We start from the raw sequence: 6259 nt of genomic DNA, 5'->3' as shown, positions 1-6259 counted from the left end.
GTTGTGACCTGGGGTTTCGTGAGTTCCGTGTAGTAGTTGGCTTCGTACTCGACGGTGCGGGCCCCGGGCCTCTTCCCGTGCCATGGCGGCGCTCACGCCCGGCGGTGCAGCAGCACGTAGCCCTCCTCCTGGTCCACCAGGTCGTAGGCGGTGCGCATGTCGGCGGCCAGATGCTGCTGCTCCGCCTCGACGCTGAGCGGCTCGCCGGGCCACCAGCGCTGGTCGGCCGGCACCCAGGTGTCCACCATGACCCACTGGGGATCGGGGCGGCCGCCGAGGGCACCGTAGAGGCCGATGCTCGTGCGGTCGGCGAGCTGCGGCACCAGGTGGTCGGTCGCCTGGACGGTGACGCCGTCGGGGATCATGGCGATCATCCGCTGGGCGACGTGGACGCGCGGGTCCGTCCGCCAGGTGCCGGGCTGGAACAGCTGGAACAGGGGGAAGCCCGGGAGGAGCATCAGCGTGATCGCGGCGGAGCCCGCGAGATAGCGGCGCAGCCCGGGTCCCTTCGTCCCGCGCCGCACGAGGGCGTCGACGAACGCCGTGAACACGATCGGCATCAGGACGAGCGAGTAGTGGAAGCCGGTCCCCCAGTGGAAGCTGTTGCTCGACGCGAAGCGCCACACCAACGTGGGCAGGGCGGCCCACAGCAGGGGCGAGCGCATAGCCAGGAACAGGGTGGGAGCCAGTACGAGGGCGAAGGTCGACACCTTGGTCTGGGGAGTGACGAGACCGATGGTGGCCTGGTGGAGCAGATCCAGCAGCCCGCCCCCACCGCCGGTGGCTCCCGCCTGGCCGCCCGCGCCGGGAGTCTGCACCAGGGACCAGTAGGCGAAGGACCCGGCCGGATTGACGGCCGGCAGGATCACGAACAGGGCCAGCGCGGTCCCCACGAGACCGGCCACGGCCGTGGCGGCTCCGATCCTGCGCCCGCCCCGCCAGGCGATGACGAGGCCGATGACGAGAACCGTGAGCCCGAGGTCCTCCTTCACCAGCAGCAGGGGCAGGGCCCAGCACGCCGCGGCCGTCAGCCGGCCGCTGCCGAGAGCGGTCAGCGAGAGCACCAGGAGCGGGGCGGCGAACGCCACTTCGTGGAAGTCGTAGCCGACCGCGCTGGCGATCCCCCACGAGAGCCCGTAGCAGGCGCCGATCACCGCGCCGGCCGAGGTGCCGAGGGCCCGGCGCGCCCAGAGGGTCAGCGGGACGACACTCACGGCGAGGAGCGCGGCCTGTACGACGAGGAGCGTCTCCGCTCTCCGGTACACCCAGTAGAAGGGGGCCGCCAGCGCCAGGATCGGGGAGAAGTGGTCCCCGAGGACGGGGAAGTCCTGTCCCTTGATCTCGGAGACCGGCAGATGGCCTTCCGCGTACGACCGCACGACCTGCTGGAAGATTCCCAGGTCGTAACTGCTCGTGATCATCCGCTGGTGGAGTCGCAGTGACAACGCCGAATACATCAGGAACAGCACTCCGGCCATGGCCCAGATCCACCACGTGCCGTCGAAGCGTCCCTTTGCCGGCGGGTCGGCGACCGCCGTCATCCGGTAAGTCTGTTGTTGCGCCGGGACTGTTGCGCCGTTGGCGAGTGGTGCTTGCATCGGGGGCCTCCCGTGAAACAGGAACTGGCGGCCATCAAGATGCCAGCAGTGGGCGGTGTTCCGACCCGGCAGCACTTCCGTGTGCCGAGAATCCACCGAATGGACGCCATCGGATCCGCGCTTCGCCGCACACGCCGAGCGTCGTCGCAAATACGGTACCGATGGGTGATCCGCCTATGGTGCTGCCATGCGCGGAATCCTGCTGGCCGGTGGCACCGGCTCGCGACTGTGGCCATTGACCCGCTCGGTGTCGAAGCAACTCCTGCCAGTCTTCGACAAGCCGATGGTGTATTACCCGCTCTCCACACTGGTGATGGCCGGGATCAGCGAGATCCTCATCATCACCACGCCCGAAGACCAGTATCAATTTCGTCGATTGCTCGGCGACGGAAGCCAATTCGGCCTGCGTCTCGAGTACCTGGCGCAGAATCAGCCGAAGGGCATCGCCCATGCCTTTCTCCTGGGCGCCGACTTCATCGGCGGTGAAGCGGTGGCTCTCATTCTCGGCGACAACATCTTCCACGGAAGCGGCCTCGGCACCCGGCTGGCCCGGCAGGGCGAACCGACGGGCGGCAGGGTGTTCGCCCACCAGGTGGCCAACCCCTCGGCGTACGGCGTGGTGGAGTTCGACGACCTCGGCCGCGCCCTGTCCATCGAGGAGAAGCCGGCCCGGCCCAGGTCCCGGTACGCCGTGCCCGGGCTGTACTTCTACGACCACCGGGCCGTGGACATCGCCCACGGACTGCGCCCCAGCGCCCGGGGCGAGTTGGAGATCACCGATCTGAACCGCGTCTATCTGGAGGCGGGGGCGCTGCAGGTCACCCGGCTCGACCGGGGCACCGCGTGGCTGGACACCGGGACCTTCGCCTCCATGGTGCAGGCGTCGGAGTTCGTGCGGGTGATCGAGGAGCGCCAGGGCCTGAAGGTCGGCTGCATCGAGGAGGCGGTCTGGCGGGCCGGCCTGATCGACGACGACCGGCTCAGGGACCTGGCCCGGCCGCTGCTGAAGAGCGGCTACGGCGACTACCTGCTGGGCCTGCTGGAGGACTCCCGGCACCTCACCACCCCGTACGGGGGCGCGGACGTCCCGAAGGCGCGGAGGCGGTGACGGGCACGACGCGGGCCGGGCGAAAGGAAGGCATCACATGAGGGCACTCGGCGTCGAAGGGGCATGGGTGGACACCCCCAGGGTGTTCACGGACGACAGGGGCCGATTCCACGAGTGGTTCAGAGGCGGCGCCTTCCGGGACTCCACCGGACACGGGTTCTCGCTGGCGCAGGCCAACTGCTCCCGCTCCGTCCGCGGCACTCTCCGCGGTATCCACTACGCGGCGGTCCCGCCGGGTCAGGCCAAGTACGTCACGTGCGTCAGCGGCGCCGTCCTCGACGTGGTGGTCGACATCCGTGTCGGCTCACCGGGATTCGGGACGTGGGAGGCGGTCCGGCTCGACGACACGACCCACCGCGGCGTCTATCTCTCCGAGGGACTGGGCCATGCCTTCATGGCCCTGGAGGACAACTCCACCGTCGTCTACCTGTGTTCCGAGGGATACGCGCCGGAGCGGGAGCACGGAATCGACCCGCTCGATCCGGCACTGGCCATTGCCTGGCCGAAGGACCTCGCACCGCTGCTTTCCGGCAAGGACGCGGCCGCGCCCACCCTGGAAGAGGCCGGGAGGAAGGGCCTGCTGCCCTCCTTCGAGGACTGCGCCGCATTTCGCAGAAGTCTCACCTGAAAGCCGACGCACCGCGTTGGGCGTTCTGGGCGACGTATTGACGCCGCTCGGGTGATCCTCGCCGAGCGGCGCGAGGCGGGTGTATTTGTTCATATGCGGAGCGTGCAAATTGTTGTCGTACGCGGCCGACGCCGCGAGACGCGCATGCGAAAAGCGCGAGAAGTGCGCGCGCCTGCATGTTCCCGCTCTTCCCAAGGAAGGTTCTCTTGAGCCGTAGAACTATCCGCAATTCGCGCCTCAAGTCCGCCATGATGGTGGGCACGGGTGCGCTGACGGTTGCGCTCAACGTCATTCCGGGCACGGTGGCCGCCGCCGACGCGATGCACCGGCTCCCCGCCCGTGCCGCGGAGATGACCCAACAGCGCGACGGACTCGGCGTTGCCATCGCCCACGCGATCGGCAGGGCCTCCGACGACGACCACTCCTCGAGGCGCCAGGGTGAGTACGGCCCTGGCCCCGGGGACGACCACTACGGTCCGCAGGGCCCGATGGGGCACGAGGGCAAGCCCGGTAAGCGGGGTCCGCAGGGCCCCCAGGGCCCCCAGGGTCCGCAGGGCCCCCAGGGTCCGCAGGGCAACCAGGGTGCCACTGGTCCTCAGGGTGCCACGGGTGAGCAGGGTCCCCAGGGTGCCACCGGCCCTCAGGGTGCCACGGGTGAGCGGGGCTTCCAGGGTGCCACCGGCCCCCAGGGTGCGACTGGTGAGCAGGGCCCCCAGGGTGCGACTGGTCCTCAGGGTGCGACTGGTGAGCAGGGCCCCCAGGGTGCGACTGGTCCTCAGGGTGCGACTGGTGAGCAGGGTCCGCAGGGTGCCACCGGTCCGCAGGGGGCCACGGGCGCTCAGGGTGCCACCGGCGGTTTGGCCAACACCTACGTCAAGTCCGCGTTCTCTGGATCGCCCGGCACGGTGGCGACGGTCATGTGCAACAACAATGACGTTGCCACCGGTGGCGGATACGCCGCTGGTAATGGTTCCGCAGCCTCGAGCGTCCCGGTGCCCAGTACCCCGGACGGCGTGACGCCCCACGGGTGGCAGGCCACCCAGACGGGCGGGGGCGGCGGGATCACTGTGTTCGTGGTCTGCGCCACGCCGGCGTAACTCCCCTCCACTCGGAGAACAAGAGTCGGTGCCCCGAGGCTTCGGTCTCGCGGGCACCGTCTCCATTTCCAGGGAGGCAACCGGAGAGGAACTCGTAGGAGAACATGCGCATCCTTGTGACCGGCGGTGCCGGATTCATCGGTTCGGAATACGTACGCCGAACGCTGGACGCCGACCCGGCGGCCACGATCACCGTGCTCGACAAACTCACCTACTCGGGAGTCGAGGCCAACCTCGCACCGGTGATGCACCACCCGGGCCACCGTTTTGTCCGGGGCGACATCTGCGCCCCGGACGTCGTCGACCAGGTCATGGCGGGCCAGGACGCGGTGGTGCACTTCGCCGCGGAGTCGCACGTGGATCGGTCGATCGACGGCGCCGCACCCTTCGTCCGTACGAACGTGACGGGCACCCAGGTCCTGCTCGACGCAGCGCACCGGCACGGCGTCGGCCGCTTCGTGCATGTGTCCACCGACGAGGTCTACGGCTCGATCGGTGAGGGCTCCTGGACCGAGGCATGGCCCCTGGCGCCGAACTCCCCGTACTCCGCCTCGAAGGCCGGCGCCGACCTGCTCGCGCTCGCGTACCACCGCACCCACGGCCTGGACGTCGTGGTCACGCGGTGCACCAACAACTACGGGCCGTACCAGTTCCCCGAGAAGGTCATCCCGCTCTTCGTGACCAACCTGCTCGACGGGAAGAAGGTCCCCCTGTACGGGGACGGCCGCAACATGCGCGACTGGCTGCACGTCTTCGACCACTGCCGGGGCATCGACCTGGTCCTGCACGGCGGCCGGGCCGGAGAGGTCTACCACATCGGCGGCGGGACCGAACTGACCAACCACAAGCTCACCGGCCTGCTGCTGGACGCGGTCGGCGCGGACTGGGACCGGGTCGAGTACGTGGCCGACCGCAAGGGCCACGACCTGCGCTACTCGCTGGACGACAGCAAGATCCGCGAGGAGCTCGGCTACGCCCCGCAGGTGTCCTTCACCGAGGGCCTGGCCGCCACGGTCGCCTGGTACCGCGCGCACCGTGCCTGGTGGGAGCCGCTGAAGAAGAGGGCCGCACTGCGATGAGCGCGAACTGGCTGGTGACCGGCGCACACGGACTGCTCGGTCAGGACGTGCTGGCCGAACTCGCCACCGATCCCGACGCCGTGGTGACGGGGCTGAGCCGGGAGCGGCTCGACATCACCGACCCGGCCGCCGTGCGCGCCGCCGTCGCCGGGCACCGGGTCGTCGTCAACTGCGCCGCCTGGACCGACGTCGACGGCGCCGAGCGGTCCGAAGAGGCGGCCACCGAGGTGAACGGCACGGCCGTACGGCACCTCGCGCGGGCCTGCGCGGACGGCGGCGCCGTCCTGCTGCACATCTCCACCGACTACGTGTTCCCGGGCGACACCCGCCGGCCGTATCCCGAGGACGCACCGACGGGGCCGGTGAACGCGTACGGGCGCGGCAAGCTGGCGGGGGAGCGGGCGGTCGCAGAACTGCTGCCGCACACCGGGTACATCGTGCGCACCGCCTGGCTCTACGGCGCGCACGGCCCGAACTTCGTGGCCACCATGCTCGAACTCGCCGCCCGCCGGGAGACGCTGGACGTGGTGGCCGACCAGTTCGGCCAGCCGACCTGGACCCGGGCCCTGGCCCGGCAGCTGGCGGCCCTCGGCCGGGCCGCGCTGGCCGGGTGGGCGCCTGCGGGGGTCTACCACGGCACGTCGTCGGGCCGCACCACCTGGTGCGGCCTGGCCCAGGAGGCCTTCCGGCAGCGCGGACCGGGCGGCGGGCGCGTCCGCGAACACCGGCCGCACCCCGCGCAGCACCTC

Annotated in this window: 5 protein-coding genes; 4 read left to right on the top strand and 1 reads right to left on the bottom strand. The window is 70.2% G+C overall.

Annotation, left to right across the window (positions count from 1 at the left end):
* Positions 1 to 92: 92 nt before the first annotated feature.
* Positions 93 to 1541, bottom strand: a complete 1449-nt coding sequence (locus tag ACWEN3_RS38810) for a DUF2079 domain-containing protein (RefSeq protein WP_452981150.1) — start codon at positions 1539 to 1541, stop codon at positions 93 to 95.
* A 244-nt stretch (positions 1542 to 1785) separates the two neighbouring features.
* Between ACWEN3_RS38810 and rfbA the strand changes: the two genes are divergently transcribed.
* The 4 genes from rfbA to rfbD all read left to right on the top strand — a co-directional run.
* On the top strand, positions 1786 to 2706 hold the full coding sequence (rfbA, locus tag ACWEN3_RS38805) for a glucose-1-phosphate thymidylyltransferase RfbA (RefSeq protein WP_452981147.1): 921 nt from the start codon (positions 1786 to 1788) through the stop codon (positions 2704 to 2706).
* Between the two features lie 37 nt (positions 2707 to 2743).
* On the top strand, positions 2744 to 3334 hold the full coding sequence (gene rfbC, locus ACWEN3_RS38800; protein WP_452981145.1) for a dTDP-4-dehydrorhamnose 3,5-epimerase: 591 nt from the start codon (positions 2744 to 2746) through the stop codon (positions 3332 to 3334).
* Positions 3335 to 4535: 1201 nt separating this feature from the next.
* The gene (gene rfbB, locus ACWEN3_RS38795) at positions 4536 to 5510 is read left to right on the top strand and encodes a dTDP-glucose 4,6-dehydratase (protein WP_452981142.1); all 975 of its coding nucleotides are present in this window, start codon (positions 4536 to 4538) and stop codon (positions 5508 to 5510) included.
* Positions 5507 to 6259 (top strand): dTDP-4-dehydrorhamnose reductase (gene rfbD / locus ACWEN3_RS38790; RefSeq protein ID WP_452981139.1); only part of this gene is annotated, 753 nt, incomplete at its 3' end. The genes rfbB and rfbD, both read left to right, overlap by 4 nt.

The organism is Streptomyces sp. NPDC004561 (assembly GCF_053602155.1).
The sequence above is the reverse complement of the archived record's forward strand: the minus strand, read 5'-3'. Positions and strand labels throughout refer to the sequence as shown.